Genomic DNA, 24,323 nt, shown 5'->3' with positions numbered 1-24,323 from the left:
CCTGTTGGTCTTGTTGTCGGTTTTACCCTCGTGTGTTTCCAATCGGGGCGTTGAAGTCAAGCAGATGCCCGAACCGATTGCGTTTGCGCTGGCCGATGTTCTGCTTTCGTGCTAACCCGTTGGAAAAAGAGAGGGGCAGCCATGCGGGTTCTGGGCATCGATCCCGGTTTGAGGAATATGGGCTGGGGCGTGATTTCGGTCGATGGCTCGCGGATGGGCCATGTCGCGAACGGGGTGATCCGGTCGTCGGCGGGCGGCGGGCTCCAGGATCTTGCGGCGCGGCTGTCGCATCTGTTCGCGGGGCTTTGCGCGGTGATCGCGGAACATCGCCCCGACGCCGCCGCGGTCGAGCAGACATTCGTGAACAAGGACGCGGCCGGCACGCTGAAGCTGGGACAGGCGCGCGGGATCGCGCTGCTGGCGCCGGCGCAGGCGGGGCTGGCGGTCGGGGAATACGCGCCCAACGCGGTCAAGAAGACCGTGGTGGGGGTCGGTCACGCGGGCAAGGAACAGGTCCAGCACATGGTTCGCGTGCAACTGCCGGGCGTGGTCTTCGACGGGCCGGACGCCGCCGATGCGCTGGCCATCGCGATCTGCCACGCGCGCCATTTGCAGGGCCGGTCCCTGCGCGAGGCCGGATCGCGCCGGGGTGTCGCATGATCGGCCGGATCGCCGGGATCATCCTGCACCGCGCGCGCGATCACGTGCTGATCGACGTGCGCGGCGTCGGCTATGTCGTCCATGTCAGCGAACGCACGGCAGCCGGCCTGCCGCCGGCCGGGCAGGCGGTGGCGCTGTACACCGATCTGCTGGTGCGCGAGGATCTGCTGCAACTGTTCGGCTTTCCCACCCTGCTGGAAAAGGAATGGCACCGTCTGCTGACCAGCGTTCAGGGCGTGGGCGCCAAGGTGTCTCTGGCCATCCTGGGCACATTGGGCGCCGAGGGGCTGGGCCGCGCCATCGCGCTTGGCGACTGGTCGTCGGTGCGCCGGGCGCAGGGCGTGGGGCCGAAACTGGCGCAGCGGATCGTGCTGGAACTGAAGGACAAGGCGCCGGGCATCATGGCCCTGGGCGGCAACCTGACGGTCGATGCGGGCGATGCCGGCGCGCCGATGATCGCGGCTGACGCGACCGCCGCCGATGCACCGGCAAAATCGCCGCCCGCATCGGCGCGCGCAGGCGCCGCGCCCTCGGCCACCGCCACAGCCGAGGCGTTGTCGGCGCTGGGCCATCTGGGTTACGCTGCCTCGGAAGCCGCCGCCGCCGTGGCCGAGATGCAGGCCCGCGATCCCGGCGCGGACACGCCGACCCTGATCCGGGCGGCACTGAAATCGCTGGCTCCGAAAGGCTGAGGGCACATGGCTGGAACTGCGCGCACCTTTCTTCTGATGGCCGCGATGACGGCGCTGGTCATGGGGCTTGGCTGGCTGATGGGCGGGCGCGGCGGCATGATCCTGGCGTTCCTGTTCGCGGGCGCGGGCAATCTGTTCGCGTTCTGGAACAGCGACCGGATGGTGCTGCGCCAGCAGGGCGCGGTCGAATTGTCGCCGCAGCAGGGCGGCGATCTGCACGCGCTGGTGGCCGGACTTGCCGCGCGCGCGAGGCTGCCCGTGCCCCGGGTCTTCCTGCTGCCGACCGAACAGCCCAACGCCTTCGCCACCGGCCGCAATCCGCAGAACGCCGCCGTGGCGGTGACGCAGGGTCTGCTGCGCACGCTGAACCGTGATGAGCTGGCCGGTGTGATCGCGCACGAGCTGGCCCATATCCGCAACCGCGACACGCTGATCATGACGATCACCGCCACCATGGCGGGGGCCATCGCGATGATGGGCAACATGCTGCTGTTCAGCGGCGGGCGCGAGGGGCGCGGCGGGCTTATGGCCGGACTCGTGGCGATGGTGCTGGCGCCGATTGCGGCGATGATGGTGCAGATGGCGATCTCGCGCACCCGCGAATACGAGGCCGACCGCGCCGGTGCCGAAATCTGCGGACAACCGCTGGCGCTGGCCTCGGCGCTGGACCGGATCGCGCGGACGGCCGGGCGCAGCGTGAATGTGCCCGCCGAACGCAACCCGGCCTCGGCGGCGCTGTTCATCATCAACCCGCTGCACGGGATGCGCATGGACAGGCTGTTTGCCACCCATCCGCCGACCGGGGACCGCATCGCCCGGCTGCAACGGATGGCGGGCGGTTCGCATCAGGGTCCGTGGGCGCGCACATGAGCCAACCCGATCCGACCCTGCGCCCCGAACCGCTGGAGGGCGAGACCGAGGATCGCGCCCTGCGCCCCCAGGCCCTGACCGATTTCGTCGGCCAGGCCGAGGCGCGCGCCAATCTGCGCGTCTTCATCGACAGCGCCCGGATGCGCGGCAAGGCGATGGACCACACGCTGTTCTTCGGCCCGCCCGGTCTGGGCAAGACCACGCTGGCCCAGATCATGGCGCGCGAACTGGGCGTCAGCTTTCGCATGACCTCGGGCCCCGTGCTGGCGCGGGCGGGCGATCTGGCGGCGATCCTGACCAATCTGGAAGCCCGCGACGTGCTGTTCATCGACGAGATCCATCGCATGAACCCCGCCGTCGAAGAGGTGCTGTATCCGGCGATGGAGGATTTCGAACTGGATCTGGTGATCGGCGAAGGTCCGGCCGCCCGCACCGTCCGGATCGAATTGCAGCCCTTTACCCTTGTCGGCGCGACCACGCGGCTGGGCTTGCTGACCACGCCGCTGCGCGACCGTTTCGGGATTCCCACGCGGCTGCAATTCTATGAAACCGCCGAGCTTGACCTCATCGTGCAGCGCGGCGCGCGGATGCTGGGGATCGAGGCCGATCCCGACGGCACGTTTGAGATCGCGCGCCGCGCGCGCGGCACGCCGCGAATCGCGGGACGGCTGCTGCGCCGGGTGATCGACTTTGCGCTGGTCGAAGGCGATGGCCGCCTAACCCGGCAGATCGCGGATAGCGCGCTGACGCGGCTGGGGGTGGACGATCTTGGCCTGGACGGCGCGGATCGGCGCTATCTGATGCTGATGGCCGAACATTACGCGGGCGGGCCGGTGGGCGTCGAAACCCTGTCGGCCGCCCTGTCCGAAAGCCGCGACGCCATCGAAGAGGTGATCGAACCCTATCTGCTGCAACAGGGGCTGATCGCGCGCACCCCGCGCGGACGGCAACTGGCGGCCCGGGCGTGGTCGCATCTGGGCCTCGCCGCACCCGCGCCGCCGCGTCAGCCGGGGCTGTTCGAGGGCTGAGGCCGTTCCCGGACGGCCCGCGAAGCCGTTGGCGTTATGGCGTCAGCCCTTCGGGATCGGGCAGGTCGTTCTTGCGCGCGGTCGCGGTCAGCGTATTGGCCAGCAGGCAGGCGATGGTCATCGGGCCGACGCCGCCCGGCACCGGCGTGATCGCGCCGGCCACCGCGCGGGCGGCCTCGAAATCCACATCCCCAACCAGCCCGTCCGGCGTCCGGTTGATGCCCACGTCGATCACGGTGGCGCCCGGTTTGATCCAGTCGCCCTTGACGAAGCCGGGCCTGCCCACCGCCGCGACCAGAATATCGGCCTCGCGGCACAGCGACGGCAGATCCTGCGTCCGCGAATGGGCGATGGTCACCGTCGCGCTGTCGCGCAACAGCAGCTGCGCCATCGGCTTGCCCACGATGTTCGACCGTCCGACGACCACCGCGCGCCTGCCCGACAGATCGCCCAGATGATCGCGCAGCATCATCAGACAACCAAGCGGCGTGCAGGGAACCATCGCCTTCTGACCCGTCGCCAGCAGCCCGACATTCAGGATGTGGAACCCGTCCACATCCTTGGCGGGATCAACCGCGTTAATGATCGCCGCCTCGTCCATGTGTTCGGGCAGCGGCAACTGCACCAGAATCCCGTTCACCGCCGGATCGTCGTTCAGCCGGCCGATCAGCGCCAGCAGATCGCGTTCCGAGGTATCCGCCGGAAGCCTGTGTTCGAACGAGGTCATGCCGACCTCGCGGGTCTGCTTGCCCTTGGCGCGGACATAGACCTGGCTGGCCGGATCCTCGCCCACCAGCACGACGGCAAGCCCCGGCGTGATGCCGCGCGCCCGCATGGCGTCGACCTGGCCGGCGATGCCCTGGCGCAATCGGGCGGCGAACGCCTTGCCGTCGATCAAGGTGGCGGTCATTCGCGGTCCCCCTTCAGGTGACGGTCTTCCTGCGCGATCGCGGCCTCGACCAGCTGGCGCCAGATCTGCGCGAACAGATCGCCGTCCAGCCCGGCGGCGTCCGCGTTGCGACGGGCATTCTCGATCACCTCGTCCACGCGCCAGCCGATGCGCGCGGGCAGGGACTCGGCGGCCTTGATCCGGGCGGCGCGGTCGATCAACGCGCTGCGACGGGCGAACAGCGCGATCAGCTGCGCGTCGACCTGGTCGATCCGGGTGCGCAGGGCGTGCATGTCGGGAATATCGTCGATCTCTGTCATGGCAGGTCGCACATGCACCGGCAGCGGCCGGGGTTCAAGTGCGATCAGGTCGCAGCCACCGCCAGCAGCCATGCGACCCCGGCGACGATCAGCACGATGCCGATCAGCTGCGCCCTTTGCGTCGTCTCGTGAAAGATCCGGCCGGACACGACCTGCGCGAACACCACCTCGACCAGGGCCAGCGTGCGGACATTGGCCGCAGGCGTCAGCGCGAACCCGATGAACCAGAACAGCGAGGCAAACGCGCCAAGCGCCCCCGCCGCCAGCGAGATGCGCCATTCGGCAAAGATCGCGCGCAGCGTCCCGGGTGCGGTCGCGCCCAGCCAGACCAGCATGGCGAAGGATTGCAAGGCCAGCGTCAGGACCAGAACCGTCAGCGCGTGGATGAAATACCCGCCCTCGGGCAGGGACAGCAACGCGCCGCGGAACCCGATCGCCGAGACACCGAACAGCGCCCCCGATGTGACCCCGGTCAGCACCGGCGCCAGGCTGATCCGCGACCAGCGCGCCCCGGATGCCAGCACGACGCCGGTCGTCGCCAGCGCGATGGCCGCCATGCGCGCCGGGCCAAGCGGTTCGGACAGGGCCAGCGCACCGAAAATGGCCAGCGTGACCGGTTCGGTCTTCATCAGCGCGGTCGCGATGCCGAATCCCTGGCCGCGCATGGTCAGCAGCATCAGGGCGGTCGCGGCGATCTGCGCGGCCGCGCCAAGCGCGGTGAACCCGACCGCGCGCAGGCCAAGCGACGGAATTTCTGCCACCGGCGACAGTATCAGCAGGAACAGCGCCGCAAAGGGCAGCCCGAATAGGAAACGCACGGCGGTTGCGCCGATGGTGCCGACGCGCCCGGTCAGCCCGGCCTGCGCGGCGTTCCGCCCGGTTTGCGCGATCGCCGCGATCAGCGTCGCCGCGACCCAGATCATGCGCTGCGAACGGCCTCGATCATGCGGGCGACATTGTCGGGATCGGCGTCGGGCGTGATGCCGTGGCCCAGGTTGAAGACATGCGGGCCGCCGCGAAGGGCGCGGGTGATGCGCTGCGCCTCGGCCACCAAGTCGGGGCCGCCGGTCACCATGTGGCGCGGGTCCAGATTGCCCTGCACGCAGCCATCGACCTGCAGCTTTTCCGCCGCCCATCCCGGATCGACCGACGTGTCCAGCCCGACGCAATCGGCGCCGGTGGCACGGGCAAAGCCGACATAGCGCGCGCCCGCCTCGCGCGGGAAGGCGATGACGGGGACGGCGGGATGACGTTCCTTCAGCGCGGCGATGATGCGGCGCGTGGGGGCGATGGCGAAATCGTCGAAGTCCTGCCCCGACAGGCTGCCCGCCCAGCTGTCGAACAGCTTGACGACTTCGGCCCCCGCCTCGATCTGGGCCGAGAGATACAGGATCGTCGCCTCGGCGATCCGGTCGATCAGGGCCGAGAACGCCGCCCGATCCGCCGCCTTGAATGCGTGCGCGGGCTGCTGATCCGGGGTTCCGCGCCCGGCGATCATGTAGGTGGCCACCGTCCAGGGCGCGCCCGCGAAGCCGATCAGCGTGGTTTCGGCTGGCAGTTCGCGCGACAGGATGCGCACGGTGTCATAGATCGGCGCCAGCGTCTCGTGAACGTCCGCGGCGGGTTTCAGCGCCGCGACCCCGGCGGCGTCCGTGATCGTGGACAGGCGCGGCCCCTCGCCCGTCACGAACCACAGATCGGCGCCCAAAGCCTGCGGAATCAGCAGGATGTCGGCAAACAGGATCGACGCGTCAAAGCCGAAGCGGCGGATCGGTTGCAGCGTCACCTCGGCCGCCAGTTCGGGGTTGTAGCACAGCGACAGAAAGTCGCCCGCCCGGGCGCGCGTGGCGCGATATTCGGGCAGGTACCGCCCGGCCTGGCGCATCATCCAGATCGGCGGTGTCGGCAATGTCTCGCCCGCCAGTGCGCGCAGCAGAAGTTTGGTCATGACGCCTCCTTGCGCCCCCATCAAGTCGAGCCGGCGGACGTTGTCAAGCGCGCGGCCGGCGGCTATGGCAGGGTCATGACACAACGGCCCGACCCCTCCCGCCCGCTGAAGATCGGAACCCGCGGCTCGGTGCTTGCGCTGGCGCAGGCGCACGAGACGCGTGCAAGGCTGATGGCCGCGCATGATCTGCCGGCCGAGGCGTTTCAGGTGGTGGCGATCCGCACGACCGGCGACCGCGTGACCGACCGGCCGCTGAAAGAGATCGGCGGCAAGGGCCTGTTCACGCGCGAGATTGAAGATGCGCTGATCCAGGGCCGCATCGATATCGCCGTGCATTCGATGAAGGACATGCCCACCCTGCAGCCCGACGGGCTGATCATCGACTGCCTGTTGCCGCGCGAGGACGTGCGGGACGCCTTTGTCAGCCCGCATGTCGCCTCGATTATGGATCTGCCGACCGGGGCGGTGGTCGGATCGTCCAGCCTGCGGCGGCGGGCGCAGCTTGCCCATCGGCGGCCCGATCTGAAACTGGTCGAGTTTCGCGGTAATGTGCAGACCCGGCTGAAAAAGCTGGAAGATGGCGTGGCAATGGCCACGTTCCTGGCGATGGCGGGGCTGCGGCGGCTGGACATGGTGCATGTGTCGCGCGGCCCGATCGACCCGGCCGAGATGTTGCCCGCCGTCGCGCAGGGCGCCATCGGCATCGAAAGACGCGCGTCGGACGATGCGACCGCCGCGCTGCTGCGTCCGATCAACGATGTCGGGACGGCCCAGAGGATCGCGGCCGAGCGTGCGTTTCTGGCCCGGCTGGACGGGTCCTGCGAGACGCCGATCGGCGGACTTGCCGATCTGATCGACGGCCGCCTTGTGCTGCGCGGGGAAATCCTGCTGCCTGACGGGTCGGTGGCGATCAGCGGCCGGCGCGAAGGCGAAATCGCCGACGGCCCCGCCATGGGTCGCGATCTGGCCGAGGAGCTTCTGTCGAAAGCCGGACCGGATTTCTTCGACCATATCTGACCCTGTCCGGCTGATCTTGCGGGAATTGCCCGCCAACTGAAGCCATGACATTCCGCGCCCGGCGCGTTGAGCCGAAAACAGTTGCATCCCCGAACCCACGAAACGCGCGCCCCTTGCGGTCGGGTTAATAGCTGCGGATCAGACCGACCAGCCGGCCCTGGATACGCACGCTTTCCTCGGGCAGGATGCGCGTTTCATAGGCCGGGTTTGCCGCTTCCAGCGCGATCATCGCGCCCTTGCGCCGATAGCGTTTCAGCGTCGCCTCGTGTCCTTCGATCAGCGCCACGATGATGTCGCCGTTTTCGGCGTTGTCCTGTTCGCGGATCACCACCACGTCGCCGTCGTTGATCCCCGCCTCGATCATCGAATCGCCCTTCACCTCCAGCGCGTAATGATGTTCGCGACCCGACAGCATGGTGCCGGGAACCGCGACGTGATGGGCCGCGTCGGAAATCGCCTCGATCGGGACGCCGGCGGCGATCCGGCCCACCAGCGGCAGGTCGATCGCCGGGCTGTCCGCGACGCTGATCGCACCGCGCGGGCGGGCCGGTCTGACATTCGAGATCACGCGCGGCGAAAATCCGCGACCCGCCGGCTTTCCCGCCATCGCAGGTTCGGTATCGGAGGCCGCGGCCAGCGCATCGGGCAGCCGCACGATTTCCAGCGCGCGGGCGCGATGCGGCAGGCGCCGGATGAAGCCGCGTTCTTCCAGTGCCGTCACCAGCCGATGGATGCCCGATTTCGAGCGCAGGTCCAGCGCATCCTTCATCTCGTCGAATGAGGGCGGCACCCCGTCGCGCGACATCCGCCTGTGAATGAATTCCAGCAACTGGATCTGCTTCTTGGTCAGCATCGGCCCGTCCTTACCCAAGTGTTCCACTAATGTTCTATCCCATCGACCGAATCACGTCAACAAAGAGAACAGGGCAGAATGAAGAACCGGTTAATATCAGCGCGGCAGCGGCACGAACTGCACGATCTCTTCCGCCTTGCGCGCGGGATCGTCGGCGGGCCGCACCAGCAGCGCATCGGCGCGCGACATCAGCGTCAGCCGGGCCGAATCCTGTTCGCCGAAGGGGCGGATCAGCGGCAGGTCCCGCCCGTCCTCAAGGACCGCGCGCAGGTAATGCTGGCGGTTGCCTTCGGGCGGCAGATCGCAGGCCAGACGCGCGCGCAGCAGCTTTTCCGAGGCGTCCAGCCCCTGCATCCTGCGGATCAGAGGTTGCATGAACAAGATCGCGCAAACCATTGCCGAGACAGGGTTTCCCGGCAATCCAATCATGGCGGAATCGCCGATGCGTCCCGCCATCAGCGGTTTGCCCGGCCGCATCGCGATCCGATAGAAGCTGCGCTGCATGCCCAGTTCAAACGCGACCTTGCCGACCAGATCGTGGTCGCCGACCGAGGCGCCGCCGATGGTGACGATCAGATCCGCGCCCGCAGCCTCGGCAAAGCGTTCGCGCAGGCTGTCTTCGGTGTCGCGCGCGATGGGCAGGATGCGGGGCATGCCGCCCGCTTCGGCCACCTGTGCGGCGATGGCCAGATCGTTCGAACTGACGATCTGCCCCTCGCGCAGGGTCTGGCCGGGGCGGACAAGCTCATCCCCGCTGGCCAGAACGGCGACATCGGGGCGGCGCGCGACGCTGATATGCGCGACGTTCATCGCCGCCAGCAGGCCGATATCGGCCGCGTTGATGCGACGCCCGGGCCGCAGGACGACATCGCCTTCCGCGAAATCGCCGCCGCGCGCCCGGATATGGGGGCCGCCCGCAGCGTCCATAACGGTTAGAACATCGCCGTCGCGGGTGACATGTTCCTGCATCACCACCCGGTCGAAACCGGCAGGCACCGGCGCGCCGGTGAAGATGCGGATGGCGGTGCCGGGGGCGGCTTCGCCGTGCCACGGATGACCCGCCGCGGATTCCCCGACGATCTTCAACGGGACATCGACATCCGCGCTGCGCAGCGCATATCCGTCCATCGCGGCCGAATCGAAGGGTGGCTGCGTCAGCCGGGCAATGGCCGGCTCCAGCAGGGCGCGGCCCGCCGCGTGCTGCAAAGGCACGGTTTCCGCCGTCGGAGCGGGGGCGAGGGCCAGGACAAGTTCACGTGCTTCGCCGACGGAAATCACGGCGCGGCCCTGTAATCGCCGGACTTTCCGCCGGTTTTTGACACCAGCCGGATCGATTCGATCCGCATGGATTTCTCGGCCGCCTTCAGCATGTCATAGACGGTCAGGCAGGCGGTGGTCACGGCGGTCAGCGCCTCCATCTCGACCCCGGTGCGGCCGGTCGTGCGGACGGTCGCGGTGACGCGGATGCCGGGCAGGGCCGCGTCCGGGGTCAGGTCCAGCGCGACGCGCGACAGCGGCAGCGGATGGCACAGCGGGATCAGGTCGGCGGTGCGCTTGGCCCCCATGATCCCGGCCAGCCGCGCGACGCCGATCACATCGCCCTTCTTCGCGCCGCCCTGCGCCAGCGCCAGCGTCTCGGGCGACATGATCACGCACCCCTCGGCTTTGGCCTCGCGCAGCGTGACCTCCTTGTCCGAGACATCGACCATGTGGGCCTGACCGGCGCTGTCGAAATGCGTCAGGCTCATGCCGCGCCCGCCGGCTGGATGTTTAGGATGTGCCGCGTCGCCGCCGCCACGTCGGGCTGGCGCATCAGGCTTTCGCCGATCAGAAAGCGCCGCGCGCCCGCCTGCATCATCGCGGCCACGTCGTCCGGCGTGAACAGCCCGCTTTCGCAGACGACATCGCGGTCGGCGGGAAGGCGCGGCGCAAGGTCGCGCGTGACGTGAAGGCTGACCTCGAAGGTCTTGAGATTGCGGTTGTTGATGCCGATCAGGGGCGATGTGAGCCGCAGCGCGCGGTCCAGTTCGGTTGCGTCGTGGATCTCGATCAGGGTGTCCATGCCGTAATGGTTTGCCGCATCCTCAAGCTCGGCGGCCAGCGCGTCATCGACCGAGGCCATGATGATCAGGATGCAGTCGGCGCCCCACGCTCGGGCCTCGGCGACCTGATAGGTGTCGTAGAGGAAATCCTTGCGCAGCACCGGCAGATCGCAGGCGGCGCGCGCGTCGGTCAGAAATTCGGGCCGGCCCTGAAAGCTGGGTGCATCGGTCAGCACCGACAGGCAGGCCGCGCCGCCCTGCTGATAGGCGCGGGCCAGCGCGGGCGGATCGAAATCGGCGCGGATCAGGCCCTTGGACGGGCTGGCCTTCTTGATCTCAGCGATCAGGGCCGGCCCGGATGCGGCCCGGTCGAACAGGGCGCGGGCAAAGCCGCGCGAGGCCGGGGCCGCGCGGGCGGCAGCGTCGATATCGGCCAGTGGGCGCGCGCGCCGGGCGGCGGCGATCTCGTCCAGCTTGTAGGCGCGGATCTTTTCCAGAATGTCCATGCCACGGTTCTAGCGCCCGGCGGCCGATGAGGGAAGGGGGCGCTGCCCCCGTCCTGCGGACTCCCCCGGGGTATTTCCGGCAAAGAAGAAGATCAGGTCGTCCAGTCGATCGGCGGACGTCCGCGGGCGGCCAGCCATTCATTGACGCGGCTGAACGGCCGGCTGCCGAAAAAGCCGCGCCGTGCCGACAGCGGCGAGGGGTGGGCGGTGGCGATCACCAGATCCTCGTCGCGCGGCAGGCCGGCCACCGTCTTGCGCGCCTGCGCCCCCCACAGCAGGAAGGCCAGCGGACCATGGGTCTGCGCCCGCGCAATCGCCTGGCGGGCAAGCCTGTCCCAGCCCCAGCCTGCATGCGCGCCCGCCTGTCCCGGGGGAACCGTCAGCGAGGTGTTCAGCAGCAGCACCCCCTGTTCCGCCCAGTGCGACAGATCGCCGGTGGCGGGCGCACCCCCCAGATCGTCGCGCAGTTCCGCGAAGATGTTGGCCAGCGAGCGGGGCGGCGCGATCCCCGGCGCCACCGAAAAAGCCAGGCCGTTGGCGTGGCCCGGCGTCGGATAGGGGTCCTGTCCCAGGATCACGACGCGGGCCCGTTCCGGCGGCGTGGCGGCCAGAGCGGCAAAGATCCGCGCCGGCCCCGGAAGCCAGTCGCACCCCGCCAGCCGGTCGCGGATCGCCGGCCAGTCCTGACGGAAGAAGGGCAGATCGGCCCAGGCGTCGGGCGGGGTCACGGCTCGGGCGGGCCGGTGATCTGGGCAAGATCTGTCAGCCGCGCCCTGGCCGCGCCGCTGTCGATTGCCTCGGCCGCAAGCGCCGCGCCGTCGCGCAGATCGGCGGCCTTTCCGGCGACCAGCAGGGCGGCGGCGGCGTTCAGCAGAACGGCATCGCGATAGGCGCCGGTTTCGCCGTCCAGCAGCGCGCGGAAGGCGACGGCGTTCTGCGACGGCTCGCCGCCGATGATCGCCTCGAACGGGTGGCGGGGCAGGCCGGCATCCTCGGGGGTGACGGTGAATTCGGTGATCTCGCCGTCCTTCAGCGCCGCGACGGCGGTGTCGCCGACGATGCTGATCTCATCGGTGCCGTCGCCGCCATGGACCAGCCAGGCGGCATCGCTGCCCAGATCGCGCAGCACCTCGGCCATCGGGCGGATCCAGTCGGCCGAGAACGCGCCGGTCAACTGGCGGCGCACCGAGGCCGGGTTGGTCAGCGGCCCCAGCAGGTTGAAGACCGTGCGCGTGCCCAGCTCGGCCCGCGGCGGGCCGACATGGCGCATCGCCGGATGATGCATCGGCGCCATCATGAAGCAGATCCCGGCCCGGTCCAGCGCCTGCTGCGCCACCGCAGGCCCGCCCATGACGTTGATCCCCATCTGGGTCAGCGCGTCGGCCGCGCCCGATTTCGACGACAGGTTGCGGTTGCCGTGCTTGGCCACCGGCACGCCCGCGCCCGCCACCACGAAGGCCGCCGCGGTCGAGATGTTCAGCGTGCCCTTGCCGTCGCCGCCGGTGCCGACGATGTCGATGGCGCCGGGCGGCGCGTGGACGCGGTTCATGCGGGCGCGCATGGCGCGGGCGGCGGCGGCGATCTCGTCCACGGTTTCGCCGCGCACGCGCAGCGCCATCAGCAGCCCGCCGATCTGGGCCGGCGTCGCCGCGCCGTCGAACAGGGCCGAGAACGCGGACTCGGCCTCGGGTCCGGTCAGCGGACGGACGGCGGCGGTGCCGATCAGCGGGCGGATATCCGTGCTCATGCGGCGGCTTCGCCCAGATGGCAGCGGGACAGGAAATTGCGGATCATGTCGTGGCCGTATTCCGACGCGATCGATTCGGGATGGAACTGCACGCCCTCGATCGGCAGGCCGGTGTGGATCAGCCCCATGATCGTGCCGTCATCCGATGTCGCGGTGACGCGCAGGCAGTCGGGCAGCGTCTCGGGCTGGACCGTCAGGGAATGATAGCGTGTCGCCTTGAGGGGCGAGGGCAGGGCGGCGAACACGCCGGTGCCGTCATGGGTGATCGCATCGACCTTGCCGTGCAGGATGCGGTTGGCGCGGACCACCCGGCCGCCGAACGCCTCGCCGATGGCCTGATGGCCCAGGCAGACCCCAAGCAGCGGGATCGACCGGTCCGCCGCCGCCCGGATCAGATCGAGGCAGATGCCCGCGCGCGCCGGATCGCACGGGCCGGGCGAGATCACGATGCCGTCAGGCCGCATCGCCAGCGCCTCATCCACACCGATCCGGTCGTTGCGGCGGACGGTAACCTCGGCCCCGGCCTCGGCCAGGTAATGCACGAGGTTCCAGGTGAAGCTGTCATAGTTGTCGATCAGAAGGATCATCGCGGGCGCCTTGATCTGGGGTGACGGCGTGGGGGCGGTTTCCCCCCGGAAAGCGGTCCGCTATAGATGGGCCAAAGCGCGGCGGGGGGTCAAGCCCGGCCGAAGGAAGATGAGGCGCATGGCACGCGGTTTCTGGACGGGATTGGGACATGGCGCGGCGCTGAGCGTCGCCGTTCTGCTGGCATTGTCGCTGGTTTCGCCGGTGACTCTGCCCGCGCCCGACACCGCGCCGCAGGGCGGCGGGGGGCAGGACGCAGCCGAAGACGGGACCACCGTCGGGTCGCAGCCGGATACGGCGCCGGTGTCCGAGGACGAGGTGCCGACCCCGCCCGACGCCCAGCAAGCCGAGCCGCCACCGTCCGACACCGTGTCAGCGCCGCCGGAGTCGCAGGACCAGACGGCGATGCCGCGCGCCGAGGCGGTCGGGCTGCCGGTCGGATCGGAATTCGGGCGCGGCGGCGATGTGGTGCCGGTGCTGCCCGCGCCGCTGGCTGCGCCGTCCTCGCGCATGGATCAGGCCGACGCGCCGGCGGTCAGCGCCCCCGCCGCCGAACCGGCCCCGGTCGCGATCACCGAGGGCGACACCCGCCCGGACACGCAGGACAGGGCCGCCGAACCCGCCCAGACACTGCCCGAGGCGGGCGACGCCGCGCCCGATATGGCCCAGCCCCGTTCGCTGGACGTGCCGGCGCGGCCCGACATGCCGCAGATGTCGGTGCTGGGCGTGCCCGACGCGGTGCCCGATACATCGGCGATCCGTGACGATCCGGGCGCGGCCCCGGCGACGGCCGACGACGTGCAGGACGTTTCGCGCGCGACCGAACAGCCGGCGCCCGAACCCGCAGCGCAGGACAGCGTCGCGCCGGATGCGGCGTCGGACGATCCGCCCGCGCTGCCCGCGCCGTCGCTGGATCTGTCGCTGCCGCCCGATCTGACCGATCTGCGCGCGATGGAACGCGACTGAGGTGGACCGCGTGACCCATTCCGTCGCCGCCACCCGCGCCCGCCGCTCACGGTATGGCGACGGCGTTGCCCGGCGCGATGCCACGGCGGACGGACAAGTGCGATGCCCGGCCTCTGTGCCCGGCCTTCGCCAGGGACGATCACGCGGAAATCGTGCAACCGGCCGAAAGGCTTACGGCGTTCCCACCCTCAAGGCTTGTCGCGCCGCCATCGCAGTCGTAAAGACGGCCGGTCAAGACCCGGGAAAGGCCGCGCCATGAAGAACCTGCGCACGCATGGAAAATCGACCGTCGTCTGGATCCTGATGGGTCTGCTGATCCTGGGTCTGGGCGGGTTCGGCGTCACCAGCTTTTCGGGCGGCTCGGCCGAGATCGGCGCGGTGGGCGAAACCAAGGTCACGGCCGACGAATACGCCCGCAGCCTGCGCAACGAGCTGAACGCCTATTCCCGCCAGACCGGCCAGCCGATGACGATGGCGCAGGCGCAGGCGATGGGGCTGCCGCAGGCGGTGCAGGCGCAGCTGTTCACCGCCGCCGCACTTGAGGAACAGGCGCGGCGCATCGGCGTGTCGGTGGGCGATGACCGGGTGCGGCAGACCATTCTGAACGCCGACGCCTTCAAGGGTCCGAACGGCAGCTTCGACCGCACCGCCTATACCCAGGTGCTGCGCCGCGAGGGCATGTCCGAGGCCGAATTCGAACGCGCCATCCGCACCGAAGAGGCCAGATTGCTGATCCAGCGCGCGGTGGTCGGCGGCGTGGTCGCGCCGCCCACGATGGTCAATCAAAGCGCTGCGTGGCTGCTGGAAACCCGCGACCTGTCGTGGTTTGAGCTGTCCGAGGATCAGCTGACCTCGCCGGTGGCGCAGCCCGATCGCGACACGCTGGAATCCTGGCATCAGGCCAACGCGGATCGCTTTACGGCGCCCGAGATGCGCCGGCTCAGCTATGTCTGGCTGACGCCCGAGATGCTGACCGACGAGGTCCAGCTGGACGAGGACGCGCTGCGCGACGCCTATGAGGCCAATATCGACCAGTATCGCCAGCCCGAACGCCGCATGGTCGGCCGGCTGGTCTTTCCGACGCGCGAGGAGGCGGAACAGGCGAAGGCCGCCATCGACAGCGGAAGCCGGCAGTTCGAATCCTTCGTCGCCGCCCGCGGCCTGACGCTGGACGATGTCGATCTGGGCGAGGTGACGCGCGAGGATCTGGGCGCGGCCGGCGAGGCGGTCTTTGCGCTGGAACAGCCGGGTGTGGTCGGGCCGGTGGACACGGCGCTTGGGCCGGCGCTGTTTTCGATGAACGCGATCCTCGATCCGATCGAGATCCCGTTCGAGGATGCGCGCGCCGCGCTGAGCGAGGAGGCCGCACTGGACCGCGCGACGCGGATGATCGACGACCGCTCGGCCGAATTCGAGGATCTGCTGGCCGGCGGCGCAACGCTGGAACAGGTGGTGGAGGAGACGCCGATGCAGCTGGGCCAGATCGACTGGAACGCCGACGATGCGCCCGCGGAAGGCAGCATCGCCGGATATCAGGCGTTCCGCGACCGCGCGGCCCAGATCACCGAGGCCGATTTTCCCGAACTGGTCCGGCTGGACGATGGCGGCGTCTTTGCGCTGCGCCTGGACAGCATCGTGCCGCCGACGCTGAAGCCGTTCGATGAGGTCCGCGATCAGGTCGCCGCCGACTGGCTGGCGGCGGAAAAGCATCGCCAGCTTCTGGCGCTGGCCGAGGAGCTGAAGCTGCAGGCCGCCTCTGCCGCCGCGCCCGCGCCCGATGTGCCGCCCGCCCCGGAAGGGTCCGGCTCGCGCGTGGCGACGCCCGAGTCGCAGGAAGATGGGCAGGACGACGGGCAGGGCGGAGCACCCGCCGCCACCGCGGATGCCGGCGGCGCTGCGCTGGACTGGACGCAGGAAACCGGGCTGACCCGCGACGGCTGGATCGAGGGTGTGCCCCCCGAAATCGTCAGCCATGTCTTCACCATCGACCGGCCGGGAGAGATCGAGATCGTCGATGCCGACAACCGCGTCTTTCTGGTCCGGCTGGACGCGATCCACGAAGCCGACCTGTCGGATCAGGATGCGGTGCGCGTGACCGATGCGGTCAGCGACCGGCTGAGCCAGTCGATGCAGGCCGACATCTTCGACTATTACGCCCGCGCCGCGCAGCGCCAGGGCGGGGTGCAGATCAATCAGCAGGCGATCAACGCGATCAACGCGCAGGTCCAGTGATGGATCTGACGCCGGATTTCCCCGCGTTCGAGGCGGGCTGGAAGGCGGGGCAGAACCAGCTGGTCACGATCCGGCTGGCCGCCGATCTGGATACGCCCGTCAGCCTGATGCTGAAACTGGCCGAGGCCGCGCCGCAAAGCTTCATGCTGGAATCGGTCACGGGCGGCGAGGTGCGCGGGCGATATTCCATGGTCGGGATGAAGCCGGACCTGATCTGGGATTGCCGCGACGGCCGCGCCCGGATCAACCGGCAGGCGCGGTTTTCGGGCGATTTCCAGCCCGATCCGCGTCCCGCGCTGGACAGCCTGCGCGCGCTGATCGCGGAAAGCCGGATCGAGGCGATGCCCGACGGCGTGCCCGCGATGGCGGCGGGGCTGTTCGGCTATCTGGGTTATGACATGATCCGGCTGGTCGAACATCTGCCCGACGTGAACCCCGACCCGCTGGATCTGCCCGATGCGATGCTGATGCGCCCCTCGGTCGTGGCGGTGCTGGACGGGGTGAAGGGCGAGGTGACGTTGTGCGCGCCGGCCTGGCACGATGGCGGGGATGCGCGCGCGGCCTATGCGCGCGCCGCCGAACGCGTCATGGATGCGCTGCGCGCGCTGGACCGCCAGCCGTCCGAGCCGCGCGCCCTGGGCCGCGATGCCCGGATCGGAGAGCCGGTGTCGAATTTCGCCCGCGCCGATTACCTGGCGGCGGTGGAAAAGGCCCGCGACTATATCCGCGCCGGCGACATCTTTCAGGTCGTGCCGTCGCAACGCTGGCGGATGGATTTTCCGCTGCCGCCCTTCGCGCTGTATCGCAGCCTGCGCCGCACGAACCCCTCGCCCTTCATGTTCTTCCTGAACATGGGCGGGTTCCAGATCGTCGGCGCCAGCCCCGAGATTCTGGTGCGGCTGCGCGATGGCGAGGTGACGATCCGCCCCATCGCCGGCACCCGCAGACGCGGCACTGACGAGGCCGAGGATCGCGCGCTGGAGGCCGATCTGCTGGCCGACCAGAAGGAACTGGCCGAACATCTGATGCTGCTGGATCTGGGCCGCAACGATGTGGGCCGCGTCGCAAAGCCCGGCACGGTGCGCCCGACCGAACAGTTCACCATCGAACGTTACAGCCACGTCATGCATATCGTGTCGAACGTCGTGGGCGATCTGCGCGATGGCGAGGATGCCCTGTCGGCGCTGCTGGCAGGCTTGCCGGCGGGCACGGTGTCGGGGGCGCCCAAGGTGCGCGCGATGCAGATCATCGACGAGCTGGAGCCGGAAAAGCGCGGGGTCTATGCCGGCGCGGTCGGCTATTTCGCCGCCAATGGCGAGATGGACATGTGCATCGCGCTGCGCACCGGGGTGGTCAAGGACGGCGCGCTGTATATCCAGGCCGGCGGTGGCGTGGTCTATGACAGCGACCCCGAGGCGGAGTTCGAGGAAACGGTGAACAAAAGCCGCGCCTTGCAGCGTGCCGCCGAAGGGGCGGCGCGTTTCGTGCGCGGCAACGGCTGATCCGGTCGGTTCAAATAAGATGAAAGGCGGCCCGAAGGCCGCCTTTGGTGATCTGCGCGATGCAGAGCCGATGTGTTACGCTCTCGATCAGTTGCTGGCCGGCTGCTCGGTTTCGCCTTCGGCCGGTTCCATGTCGGTGTCGGCTTCGGCTGCGGGTTCCGCAGCGTCTGCCGGGGCGGCAGAGTCTGCGGGTGCAGCGGCATCGGTTTCCGCCGGCTCCATCGTGTCAGCATCGGCGGGTTCCATGGCCTCGCCTTCGGCGGGCTCCATGGGTTCACCGTCGGCCGGCTCCATCGCCTCGCCTTCGGCAGGCGCCATTGTGTCGCTGTCGGCAGGTTCCATCGATGCCGCGTCAGGGGCGGCCGCGCCATCGGCGGGCGCCATCGTTCCATCAGCAGGCGCAGCCGTGCCATCGGCCGGGGCGACGGTGCCGCCGGCGGCGGGGGCCACGCTTGGGGCCTGTTCGCGCTCGCGGAACACGTATTCGGGGGCTGCGTCAGCCTCTTCCTTGGTCAGGTCGCTGCTGATTTCCTGCGCGTCATAGTTGACCGTCAACTGGTCCCAGGGAACAGCGATCTGCTTGACGCCGATTCCAAGAAAGCCGCCAACGCCGATGATGGCCGCAATCATCTGGCCGCTTTCGCCATCCACGATCAGATCGTTGATGTCGCCGATCGAGCTTCCGTCGGGCGAGGTGACGGTGGCGTCGGTGATCCATTCCAGGCGCAGCTCGTTGGCGGCCTGTTCCTGCGCGACCTTGCCGCTGGCTGCGACCTCGGCGGCCATCGCCTCTTTCTGGGCAGCGGCGGCATCCGGATCGGCGGCCACGCCGGTGTCGGCTGCGGGATCGGTTGGCATGGGGGTGGTGACATCACCCTCGGCGGGCTGGGTCGTGGCGGCCGGATCGTCGGTGGCGGCTGCGTCCTGCGCATAAGCCGCGCCAAGCGACATCGGCATCATGAAGGCGGTCGTCAAAAGAAGCTTACGCATGGTATCCTCCAATATGTGACTGCGCGGCGCGGCAGACAGATGGCGGCGCGCTTCGAAGGGACAATGTGCGATCGGCATCGGCGGTTCCGGCGATTGACGGATTAAAGCGGGATTTCGCCTGCGGCTGCATCGGCAATCGTCATCGCGCGACGTGGTGGGCGCGCAATTCCGTCTTAAATCAAAGGGTTCCCGGAGGATTCAGGCTCGGCGCAAGCCTGCCGAGACCCGCGCGATGCCCTAGTCCCGCAGCGCGACGGCAAGTCTGGGCAACGTCCCTCAGCCTCGCCCTCAATCCTCGCCGCGATAGGGCTGGACGTATTGCAGCGCCATGTCCCACGGAAAGAAAATCCAGGTGTCCTGGCTGACCTCGGTCACATAGGTCTGGACGATCGGCTTGCCCTTGGGCTTGGCATAGACGGTGGCGAAATGCGCCTTGGGCAACATGTCGCGGATCAGTTCCAGCGTGCGCCCCGAATCGACCAGATCGTCGACCACAAGAATTCCCTCGCCATCCGCCATCAACCCGGCATCGGGACGTTTCAACACCTCAAGCTGGCCTTGCCCCGCGGCGGTGCCGACGCCGCGATAGGACCGGATCGAGATCGTGTCGATGGTGCGGATATCCAGTTCGCGGGCGACGATCATGGCAGGCACCAGCCCGCCGCGCGTCACGCCCAGAACCGCCCGCCATTCCCGCCCGTCCAGCCGCCACGACAGCGCGCGTGCGTCCCGGTGCAGCTGGTCCCAACTGACATGGAAACCCTTTTCATGGGGCAGGCGGTCCATCATCCTCGTCTCCTTCACTGGCGCAGGCAAAGGACGCCCGCGAATCTGGCGGCATCATAGCGGCAGCGATGGAAACGCAAACCCACCCGCTGCATCCGGACGCAAGGAAATCGCGCGCGTCCGGCCTGGGCATGGCGGGATCAGTCCTTCTTGACGGTCGCGATGTCGGGGGCGTCCACCGCCTTCATGCCGACGACGTGATAGCCTGCATCGACGTGATGCGTCTCTCCGGTGACGCCCGCACCCAGATCGGACAGCAGATACAGGGCCGAGTTGCCCACATCCTCTTGCGTGACATTGCGCCGCAGGGGCGAGTTCAGCTCGTTCCATTTCATGATATAGCGGAAATCGCCGATGCCGCTGGCCGCCAGTGTGCGGATCGGGCCGGCGCTGATGGCGTTGACGCGGATGCCGTCCTTGCCGAAATCTTCGGCCAGATAACGCACGCTGGCCTCAAGCGCGGCCTTGGCAACGCCCATGACGTTGTAATGCGGCATCACCCGTTCCGCCCCGTAATAGGTCAGGGTCAGCATCGACCCGCCATCGGGCATCATCGCGGCGGCGCGCCGGGCGACGGTGGTAAAGGAAAAGACCGAAATGTCCATCGTCTTCAGGAAATTGTCGCGCGTGGTGTCGGCATAGCGTCCGCGCAGCTGTTCCTTGTCGGAAAACCCGATCGCGTGGACGACGAAATCCATCCGCCCCCATTCCTCGGCCAGCCGGTCGAACAGCGCTTCCAGCGAGGCTTCGTCGCCGACATCGCAGGGCAGGACCAAGCTGGACCCCAACTGTTCGGCCAGCGGGCCGACGCGCTTTTTCAGCGCCTCGCCCTGATACGAAAACGCAAGCTCGGCGCCCTGGTCGCCAAGCGCCTTGGCGATGCCCCAGGCAATCGACTTGTCATTGGCCAGCCCCATGATAAGGCCGCGTTTGCCGGCCATCAGGCCGGGATGCTGCTCGCTTGACATGTGCTGCCTCTCGCGCTTTCAACCCTTTGTCACGTGATTAGGGCAAGAGTTCTGCCGCAGCAAGCGCAAGGGGACATGGATGAGCGACCGGACCGGAATCTTTGCGGGCGACGACCCGTTCGCCATCGCGCGCGCCTGGCTGGCCGAGGCCGAGGCGGCCGAACCCAACGACCCCAACGCCATCGCGCTGGCCACCGTCGATCCCGACTGGCTGCCCGATGTCCGCATGGTCCTGCTGAAGGAGATCGAGGCCGACGCCTTTGTCTTTTATACCAATTACGACAGCGCCAAGGGCCGGCAGATCGCCGCCTCGGGCAAGGCCGCGTTCGTCATGCACTGGAAATCGCTGCGCCGCCAGATCCGCGTGCGCGGCGATGTGACCCGCGAGGAAGGGGCGCAGGCCGATGCCTATTACGCCAGCAGGTCGCTGCAAAGCCGGCTGGGGGCATGGGCGTCGAAACAGTCGCAACCGCTGGAAAGCCGCGCCGCGCTGGTCGCAGCCGCGGCGCGTCAGGGGCTGGTCCACGGCACCAATCCGGCGCGCCCGCCATTCTGGGGCGGCTTTCGCCTTCGCCCCCTGCAGATCGAGTTCTGGAGTGACGGCGCGTTCCGCTTGCACGACCGTTTCCGTTGGACAAGACAGGCGGATCGTCGCTGGCAGGTGGACAGGCTGTATCCGTGAAGCTTGACGACAAAGGTGCAAGTCCCGAAATTCGTGCGGGAAAAAAGATGAAACGAGCTGGAGATTCCGCGCGACTGCAACCGGGCCGCCCGCCATCAAAACGTTTGAACGCGATGGCCGGTGCGCGTAAAGTTCGGAAATGCGTCCATGTTGCGCGGTAATGGTGAAAAGATGACGGAAGAATGCGGCCTCAAGCTTGTGTCCGGGCGGGTCAAATGGTTCGACCCGGCCAAGGGCTATGGCTTCATCCTGAACAGCGATGGCGGCCCCGATATTCTGTTGCATGCCAACGTGTTGCGCAATTTCGGCCGCAGCTCGGTCGCGGACCAGTCGCGCGTCACCGCCTGGGTTCAGCCCACCACGCGCGGTCTTCAGGCGTCCGAAGTGGTCGAGATCGAGCCGCCCGAGACGGACGGAACGCCCCCCATCGCGGATATTGACAGCGAGGTGATCGATCAGCTTGATTCGCTGCCGTTGCGGCCGGCGCGGGTGAAATGGTTCGACAAGGGCAAGGGGTTCGGGTTCGCCAATATCTTCGGCCATCCCGACGACGTGTTCATCCATATCGAGGTGCTGCGCCATTCCGGCTTTTCCGATCTTGCCATCGGCGAGGCTGTGGGCATCCGCGTGGTCGAGGGGCCGCGCGGTCTGATGGCCGCGCAGATCACCAGCTGGGATCGCGGCGATGACGAAAACGGCGGTGAATTGCACCCGCTGCGGCTGCACGACGACGACGACAACGGCGATGCGGACGAATACCTGGCGCATGTCGCCGAGTAGCGGTCTACACCGGCGGATCGTTGCGGCGGCGTTCGCGCTGTGCCTGTCGGGTCTGCCGGCCGTGTCCGATGCGATTGCGGACACCGCGCCTGCCGATTGCAGCCCCGACCGGGTGATGTTTCCGACCCGGGACGGGGTGCAGACGATCCGGGTCGAAATCGCCGACACGCCGGACGAACGCGCCCAGGGGCTGATGTTCCGCCGCGCGCTGCCTGCGGGGCAGGGGATGCTGTTCATCTACGACACACCGCGCGAGGTGGCGTTCTGGATGCGCAACACGCTGATCCCGCTGGATATCGTGTTCCTGGACGCCGCCGGAGTGATTCGACATATTCATCCGATGGCCCGCCCGCTGGACGAGACGCCCATTCCCGGCGCCGCCCCCGGCGATCCCGACCCCGCGCGTCTGATGGCGCTGGAAATTGCCGGCGGCGAGGCGGCGCGTCTGGGCCTGCAGGTCGGCCAGCCGATGGCGTTTCCCGCCATCGCGCAGGATCGGGCCGCGTGGCCCTGTCGCTGAACCCTCTTTCCCCGGTCTTCCGCATCCGCTAGAACCGCGTTCGTCGGGGCGTAGCGCAGCCTGGTAGCGCGACGGTTTTGGGTACCGTAGGTCGGAGGTTCGAATCCTCTCGCCCCGACCAGCATCCCGATCTTTTCCCCATCTTGTTCCCTCGCGATGCCAGCGGCTTGCGCGCCGTTGGCCGTGCGCGCGCATGGGCGTGGCTGCCGGCGAAGAAAAGTCGGAAATGGTGTTGCCAGCGTGGCTTGCGGGCGCTTAACCTCAGCCTCGCGCTGAATAACGATATCATAACGGGGAGAGCGCTCATTGCTGGATCAACGCACTGGCGACGCCTATGTCGCCTTTGAGCATGTGCAGAAAAGCTATGACGGCCAGACGCTTGTCGTCAAGGACCTGAACCTTTCGATCGACAAGGGCGAGTTTCTGACGATGCTGGGGCCGTCGGGGTCCGGCAAGACCACCTGCCTGATGATGCTGGCCGGTTTCGAGACCGCCACCCATGGCGAGATCCGGCTGGCCGGCCGGCCGATCAACCAGGTTCCCCCCCACAAGCGCGGCATCGGCATGGTGTTTCAGAACTATGCGCTGTTTCCGCACATGACGGTGGGCGAGAACCTGTCCTTTCCGCTGGAAGTGCGCGGCATGGGCAAGGCCGAACGCGAAAGCCGCATCCGCAACGCGCTGGACATGGTGCAGATGGGCAGCTTCGCCAGCCGCCGTCCGGCGCAGTTGTCGGGCGGGCAGCAGCAGCGTATCGCGCTGGCGCGCGCGCTGGTCTTCGATCCGCAACTGGTGCTGATGGACGAACCGCTTGGCGCGCTGGACAAGCAGCTGCGCGAACATATGCAGTTCGAAATCAAGCATCTGCACGAGAAACTGGGAATCACGGTCGTCTACGTCACCCACGATCAGGGCGAGGCGCTGACGATGTCGGACCGGGTCGCGGTCTTCGACGATGGCCGCATCCAGCAGCTTGCCGCGCCGGCGGACCTGTATGAGCGGCCCGAGAACAGTTTCGTGGCCCAGTTCATCGGCGAGAACAACAAGCTGCCCGGCACGATCGAGAAGCTGAGCGGTCAGAACGCGCTGGTGCGCCTGTCCTCGGGCGAACTGATCGACGCGACCCCGGTAAACGTCACCGAAAAGGGTCAGAAGACGCTGGTCTCGATCCGCCCCGAACGGGTCGAGTTCAAGCCCGAGATGATGCCGCAGGGCGCGCACATGATCGACGCGACCGTGGTCGAGGTGATCTATATGGGCGACATCCTGCGCGCGCGGCTGAACGTCGCGGGGGCCGACGATTTCGTCATGAAGATGCGCAACACGCAGGGCCAGACGCATCTTCAGCCGGGCCAGAAGATCAAGGTCGGCTGGCACCCCGCCGATGCCCGCGCGCTGGACCCGATCGCCCATGCCGCGCCATCCGAACAGGAAAGGACAAGCCCGTGAATAAAGCGATGCTGATCTGCACCGCGCTGGCCGCCCCCTCATGGGCGCTGGCGGAGGGCACGGTCGAGGTCATGTCGTGGGGCGGGGCAACCGCAATCGGCGTCAGCATGACCGATATGGGCAACCTTGCGACGCCGGTTCAGGCGCGCCGGAACATGACCAACGCGCTGCCCTTCGACAACGATTTCTGGGTCGACCACATGTCGCAGCTGAACGAACGATTTGCGGCCTGGCTGGCCTCGTGAACAAGCGGCCGGTGCCTTGGCGGGCCCGGCCCTTTTCCGCCCGCAA

General features: G+C 68.2%; 27 protein-coding genes and 1 tRNA gene. 14 read left to right on the top strand and 14 right to left on the bottom strand.

The features are described 5' to 3' along the window. Window positions 1–141: 141 nt before the first annotated feature. The 4 genes from ruvC to ruvB are packed head-to-tail and all read left to right on the top strand — an operon-like array spanning window position 142 to window position 3,250. A complete protein-coding gene (ruvC, locus tag JHW45_RS13300; protein WP_272858082.1) occupies window positions 142–660 on the top strand; it encodes a crossover junction endodeoxyribonuclease RuvC in 519 nt (172 codons plus the stop codon). Continuing rightward, entirely contained in the window at window positions 657–1,352 is a 696-nt protein-coding gene (gene ruvA, locus JHW45_RS13295; protein ID WP_272858081.1) for a Holliday junction branch migration protein RuvA, read from the top strand. Before ruvC ends, ruvA begins: the two co-directional genes overlap by 4 nt. Window positions 1,353–1,358: 6 nt before the next feature. Continuing rightward, window positions 1,359–2,222: a M48 family metalloprotease gene (locus JHW45_RS13290; RefSeq protein ID WP_272858080.1), complete on the top strand. Its 864-nt coding sequence runs from the start codon at window positions 1,359–1,361 to the stop codon at window positions 2,220–2,222. Then, complete coding sequence (ruvB, locus tag JHW45_RS13285) at window positions 2,219–3,250, top strand: Holliday junction branch migration DNA helicase RuvB (RefSeq protein ID WP_272858079.1); 1,032 nt, start codon at window positions 2,219–2,221, stop codon at window positions 3,248–3,250. The genes JHW45_RS13290 and ruvB overlap by 4 nt, the downstream gene beginning before the upstream one ends. 34 nt (window positions 3,251–3,284) lie before the next feature. Here the strand turns inward: ruvB and folD are convergent, their stop codons facing one another. The 4 genes from folD to hemE are packed head-to-tail and all read right to left on the bottom strand — an operon-like array spanning window position 3,285 to window position 6,407. Beyond that, window positions 3,285–4,160: a bifunctional methylenetetrahydrofolate dehydrogenase/methenyltetrahydrofolate cyclohydrolase FolD gene (gene folD, locus JHW45_RS13280; RefSeq protein ID WP_272858078.1), complete on the bottom strand. Its 876-nt coding sequence runs from the start codon at window positions 4,158–4,160 to the stop codon at window positions 3,285–3,287. Further along, window positions 4,157–4,459, bottom strand: a complete 303-nt coding sequence (locus JHW45_RS13275; RefSeq protein ID WP_272858077.1) for a chorismate mutase — start codon at window positions 4,457–4,459, stop codon at window positions 4,157–4,159. The genes folD and JHW45_RS13275 overlap by 4 nt, the downstream gene beginning before the upstream one ends. Before the next feature lie 44 nt (window positions 4,460–4,503). After that, on the bottom strand, window positions 4,504–5,382 hold the full coding sequence (locus tag JHW45_RS13270; protein WP_272858076.1) for a DMT family transporter: 879 nt from the start codon (window positions 5,380–5,382) through the stop codon (window positions 4,504–4,506). Beyond that, entirely contained in the window at window positions 5,379–6,407 is a 1,029-nt protein-coding gene (hemE, locus tag JHW45_RS13265) for a uroporphyrinogen decarboxylase (RefSeq protein WP_419181805.1), read from the bottom strand. The genes JHW45_RS13270 and hemE overlap by 4 nt, the downstream gene beginning before the upstream one ends. Before the next feature lie 75 nt (window positions 6,408–6,482). Between hemE and hemC the strand changes: the two genes are divergently transcribed. Further along, complete coding sequence (gene hemC, locus JHW45_RS13260) at window positions 6,483–7,424, top strand: hydroxymethylbilane synthase (RefSeq protein WP_272858074.1); 942 nt, start codon at window positions 6,483–6,485, stop codon at window positions 7,422–7,424. Window positions 7,425–7,548: 124 nt separating this feature from the next. Here hemC and lexA read toward each other — a convergent pair whose 3' ends face one another. From lexA to JHW45_RS13225, 7 genes are all read right to left on the bottom strand, one after another. After that, on the bottom strand, window positions 7,549–8,277 hold the full coding sequence (lexA, locus tag JHW45_RS13255) for a transcriptional repressor LexA (protein WP_272858073.1): 729 nt from the start codon (window positions 8,275–8,277) through the stop codon (window positions 7,549–7,551). Window positions 8,278–8,373: 96 nt separating this feature from the next. Then, window positions 8,374–9,555: a molybdopterin molybdotransferase MoeA gene (locus JHW45_RS13250; RefSeq protein WP_272858072.1), complete on the bottom strand. Its 1,182-nt coding sequence runs from the start codon at window positions 9,553–9,555 to the stop codon at window positions 8,374–8,376. Next, a complete protein-coding gene (gene moaC / locus JHW45_RS13245; RefSeq protein ID WP_272858071.1) occupies window positions 9,552–10,025 on the bottom strand; it encodes a cyclic pyranopterin monophosphate synthase MoaC in 474 nt (157 codons plus the stop codon). The genes JHW45_RS13250 and moaC overlap by 4 nt, the downstream gene beginning before the upstream one ends. Next, window positions 10,022–10,825: an indole-3-glycerol phosphate synthase TrpC gene (gene trpC, locus JHW45_RS13240; protein WP_272858070.1), complete on the bottom strand. Its 804-nt coding sequence runs from the start codon at window positions 10,823–10,825 to the stop codon at window positions 10,022–10,024. Before trpC ends, moaC begins: the two co-directional genes overlap by 4 nt. Window positions 10,826–10,917: 92 nt before the next feature. Next, window positions 10,918–11,553, bottom strand: coding sequence for a uracil-DNA glycosylase (locus JHW45_RS13235; RefSeq protein ID WP_272858069.1), 636 nt, complete (start codon window positions 11,551–11,553; stop codon window positions 10,918–10,920). Beyond that, a complete protein-coding gene (gene trpD / locus JHW45_RS13230) occupies window positions 11,550–12,572 on the bottom strand; it encodes an anthranilate phosphoribosyltransferase (protein WP_272858068.1) in 1,023 nt (340 codons plus the stop codon). Before trpD ends, JHW45_RS13235 begins: the two co-directional genes overlap by 4 nt. Then, window positions 12,569–13,159 (bottom strand): anthranilate synthase component II, encoded by a 591-nt coding sequence (locus tag JHW45_RS13225; RefSeq protein WP_272858067.1) that lies wholly within the window; start codon window positions 13,157–13,159, stop codon window positions 12,569–12,571. The genes trpD and JHW45_RS13225 overlap by 4 nt, the downstream gene beginning before the upstream one ends. A 118-nt stretch (window positions 13,160–13,277) precedes the next feature. On the opposite strand from JHW45_RS13225, the gene JHW45_RS13220 reads away from it, so the two are divergent. The 3 genes from JHW45_RS13220 (at window position 13,278) to trpE (ending at window position 17,857) form a co-directional block, all read left to right on the top strand. Further along, on the top strand, window positions 13,278–14,123 hold the full coding sequence (locus JHW45_RS13220) for a hypothetical protein (protein ID WP_272858066.1): 846 nt from the start codon (window positions 13,278–13,280) through the stop codon (window positions 14,121–14,123). 255 nt (window positions 14,124–14,378) lie between these two features. Beyond that, entirely contained in the window at window positions 14,379–16,355 is a 1,977-nt protein-coding gene (locus tag JHW45_RS13215) for a SurA N-terminal domain-containing protein (protein WP_272858065.1), read from the top strand. Beyond that, entirely contained in the window at window positions 16,355–17,857 is a 1,503-nt protein-coding gene (gene trpE / locus JHW45_RS13210; RefSeq protein WP_272858064.1) for an anthranilate synthase component I, read from the top strand. The genes JHW45_RS13215 and trpE overlap by 1 nt, the downstream gene beginning before the upstream one ends. 87 nt (window positions 17,858–17,944) lie before the next feature. On the opposite strand, the gene JHW45_RS13205 is transcribed toward trpE, so the two are convergent. The 3 genes from JHW45_RS13205 to fabI form a co-directional block, all read right to left on the bottom strand. Continuing rightward, complete coding sequence (locus tag JHW45_RS13205; protein ID WP_272858063.1) at window positions 17,945–18,847, bottom strand: PRC-barrel domain-containing protein; 903 nt, start codon at window positions 18,845–18,847, stop codon at window positions 17,945–17,947. A 288-nt stretch (window positions 18,848–19,135) separates the two neighbouring features. Then, a complete protein-coding gene (gene gpt / locus JHW45_RS13200) occupies window positions 19,136–19,636 on the bottom strand; it encodes a xanthine phosphoribosyltransferase (protein ID WP_272858062.1) in 501 nt (166 codons plus the stop codon). A 137-nt stretch (window positions 19,637–19,773) separates the two neighbouring features. Further along, window positions 19,774–20,601 carry an enoyl-ACP reductase FabI gene (fabI, locus tag JHW45_RS13195; RefSeq protein ID WP_272858061.1) on the bottom strand — a complete coding sequence of 276 codons (828 nt, stop codon included), beginning with the start codon at window positions 20,599–20,601 and terminating at the stop codon, window positions 19,774–19,776. Window positions 20,602–20,680: 79 nt separating this feature from the next. Here fabI and pdxH point away from each other — a divergent pair, with 79 nt between their 5' ends. The 6 genes from pdxH (at window position 20,681) to JHW45_RS13165 (ending at window position 24,277) form a co-directional block, all read left to right on the top strand. Then, entirely contained in the window at window positions 20,681–21,283 is a 603-nt protein-coding gene (gene pdxH / locus JHW45_RS13190; protein WP_272858060.1) for a pyridoxamine 5'-phosphate oxidase, read from the top strand. A 171-nt stretch (window positions 21,284–21,454) separates the two neighbouring features. Further along, complete coding sequence (locus tag JHW45_RS13185) at window positions 21,455–22,063, top strand: cold-shock protein (protein ID WP_272858059.1); 609 nt, start codon at window positions 21,455–21,457, stop codon at window positions 22,061–22,063. Then, complete coding sequence (locus JHW45_RS13180) at window positions 22,050–22,583, top strand: DUF192 domain-containing protein (RefSeq protein ID WP_272858058.1); 534 nt, start codon at window positions 22,050–22,052, stop codon at window positions 22,581–22,583. The genes JHW45_RS13185 and JHW45_RS13180 overlap by 14 nt, the downstream gene beginning before the upstream one ends. Before the next feature lie 44 nt (window positions 22,584–22,627). Next, window positions 22,628–22,704 (top strand) — tRNA-Pro (locus tag JHW45_RS13175). A 185-nt stretch (window positions 22,705–22,889) separates the two neighbouring features. After that, entirely contained in the window at window positions 22,890–24,032 is a 1,143-nt protein-coding gene (locus JHW45_RS13170; protein WP_419181804.1) for an ABC transporter ATP-binding protein, read from the top strand. Then, the gene (locus JHW45_RS13165; RefSeq protein WP_272858057.1) at window positions 24,029–24,277 is read left to right on the top strand and encodes a hypothetical protein; all 249 of its coding nucleotides are present in this window, start codon (window positions 24,029–24,031) and stop codon (window positions 24,275–24,277) included. The genes JHW45_RS13170 and JHW45_RS13165 overlap by 4 nt, the downstream gene beginning before the upstream one ends. Window positions 24,278–24,323 lie beyond the last annotated feature (46 nt).

Origin of the sequence: Paracoccus stylophorae (assembly GCF_028553765.1) — a bacterium.
In the GTDB taxonomy this organism is placed as follows: domain Bacteria; phylum Pseudomonadota; class Alphaproteobacteria; order Rhodobacterales; family Rhodobacteraceae; genus Paracoccus; species Paracoccus stylophorae.
The sequence above is the reverse complement of the archived record's forward strand: the minus strand, read 5'-3'. Positions and strand labels throughout refer to the sequence as shown.

Bases quoted from the DNA above. Each gene is read 5' to 3' on its own strand.
- fabI (WP_272858061.1), bottom strand. From the start codon at position 20,601: ATGTCAAGCGAGCAGCATCCCGGCCTGATGGCCGGCAAACGCGGCCTT.
- moaC (WP_272858071.1), bottom strand. From the start codon at position 10,025: ATGAGCCTGACGCATTTCGACAGCGCCGGTCAGGCCCACATGGTCGAT.
- folD (WP_272858078.1), bottom strand. From the start codon at position 4,160: ATGACCGCCACCTTGATCGACGGCAAGGCGTTCGCCGCCCGATTGCGC.
- JHW45_RS13215 (WP_272858065.1), top strand. From the start codon at position 14,379: ATGAAGAACCTGCGCACGCATGGAAAATCGACCGTCGTCTGGATCCTG.
- trpE (WP_272858064.1), top strand. From the start codon at position 16,355: ATGGATCTGACGCCGGATTTCCCCGCGTTCGAGGCGGGCTGGAAGGCG.
- JHW45_RS13205 (WP_272858063.1), bottom strand. From the start codon at position 18,847: ATGCGTAAGCTTCTTTTGACGACCGCCTTCATGATGCCGATGTCGCTT.
- ruvB (WP_272858079.1), top strand. From the start codon at position 2,219: ATGAGCCAACCCGATCCGACCCTGCGCCCCGAACCGCTGGAGGGCGAG.
- trpD (WP_272858068.1), bottom strand. From the start codon at position 12,572: ATGAGCACGGATATCCGCCCGCTGATCGGCACCGCCGCCGTCCGTCCG.
- JHW45_RS13275 (WP_272858077.1), bottom strand. From the start codon at position 4,459: ATGACAGAGATCGACGATATTCCCGACATGCACGCCCTGCGCACCCGG.
- trpC (WP_272858070.1), bottom strand. From the start codon at position 10,825: ATGGACATTCTGGAAAAGATCCGCGCCTACAAGCTGGACGAGATCGCC.
- hemE (WP_419181805.1), bottom strand. From the start codon at position 6,407: ATGACCAAACTTCTGCTGCGCGCACTGGCGGGCGAGACATTGCCGACA.
- ruvA (WP_272858081.1), top strand. From the start codon at position 657: ATGATCGGCCGGATCGCCGGGATCATCCTGCACCGCGCGCGCGATCAC.
- JHW45_RS13180 (WP_272858058.1), top strand. From the start codon at position 22,050: ATGTCGCCGAGTAGCGGTCTACACCGGCGGATCGTTGCGGCGGCGTTC.
- pdxH (WP_272858060.1), top strand. From the start codon at position 20,681: ATGAGCGACCGGACCGGAATCTTTGCGGGCGACGACCCGTTCGCCATC.
- hemC (WP_272858074.1), top strand. From the start codon at position 6,483: ATGACACAACGGCCCGACCCCTCCCGCCCGCTGAAGATCGGAACCCGC.
- ruvC (WP_272858082.1), top strand. From the start codon at position 142: ATGCGGGTTCTGGGCATCGATCCCGGTTTGAGGAATATGGGCTGGGGC.
- JHW45_RS13290 (WP_272858080.1), top strand. From the start codon at position 1,359: ATGGCTGGAACTGCGCGCACCTTTCTTCTGATGGCCGCGATGACGGCG.
- JHW45_RS13185 (WP_272858059.1), top strand. From the start codon at position 21,455: ATGACGGAAGAATGCGGCCTCAAGCTTGTGTCCGGGCGGGTCAAATGG.
- JHW45_RS13270 (WP_272858076.1), bottom strand. From the start codon at position 5,382: ATGATCTGGGTCGCGGCGACGCTGATCGCGGCGATCGCGCAAACCGGG.
- lexA (WP_272858073.1), bottom strand. From the start codon at position 8,277: ATGCTGACCAAGAAGCAGATCCAGTTGCTGGAATTCATTCACAGGCGG.
- gpt (WP_272858062.1), bottom strand. From the start codon at position 19,636: ATGATGGACCGCCTGCCCCATGAAAAGGGTTTCCATGTCAGTTGGGAC.
- JHW45_RS13225 (WP_272858067.1), bottom strand. From the start codon at position 13,159: ATGATCCTTCTGATCGACAACTATGACAGCTTCACCTGGAACCTCGTG.
- JHW45_RS13220 (WP_272858066.1), top strand. From the start codon at position 13,278: ATGGCACGCGGTTTCTGGACGGGATTGGGACATGGCGCGGCGCTGAGC.